Below are 592 nucleotides of genomic sequence, written 5' to 3'. Positions count from 1 at the left end.
CCGTCCGGAAAGACGGACGCGTAGTTCACCACGCCCACGACCTTGACGTGGTCGAAATGCGGCACGTCGCTGAAATCAGTTCCGCCGAAACACAGGAGGGCCCGCTCGCCGAGGTTCGCGCACGCCGAGCTAATCATTTCGACTGTGGCGGAGGGGGATTCGAGCGGTATGCTTCCCGAACCGAAGCAAATCGGCGGTGTTCCCGCGGCGATCCACGACGCTACGTCCTCGTCGGCGTCCGTGGTCAGCTCCATCGTCAGTGCGCCGACGAATGGTCGCCGGTCGCCCCATTTTCTGGCCCATTCGTCCGCCAGTCCGGGAAAGCAAACCTCGTCGTACGCTTGGATTTCCAGCGACTTTCGCTGGGCGATCCGGCGCGGCGAGGGATGCGTTGCCTTGGGGAGCCCGAGTTCGCGGCGCTGCGTGTCCTCGACCTTCTTGTTCAGGCGCCAACTGAACCAGTCGAACGCCGTCATCGCCGAGCGGCTCAACGGCGCCGGCAGCATCGAAACGGTCTGGCCGTTCGGCCGCATGGGGACGTGATGCAGCGTGGCAAACGGGATGTCGTAGTACTCCGCGACGTTGGCGGCGG

Annotated in this window: 1 pseudogene; it reads right to left on the bottom strand. The window is 64.7% G+C overall.

What is annotated here, in order from left to right:
- Positions 1-592, bottom strand: a pseudogene (locus tag A5711_RS08325) (glycosyl transferase family 1); the annotation flags it as partial.

This window comes from Mycobacterium sp. E2238, assembly GCF_001672665.1.
In the GTDB taxonomy this organism is placed as follows: domain Bacteria; phylum Actinomycetota; class Actinomycetes; order Mycobacteriales; family Mycobacteriaceae; genus Mycobacterium.
The sequence above is the reverse complement of the archived record's forward strand: the minus strand, read 5'-3'. Positions and strand labels throughout refer to the sequence as shown.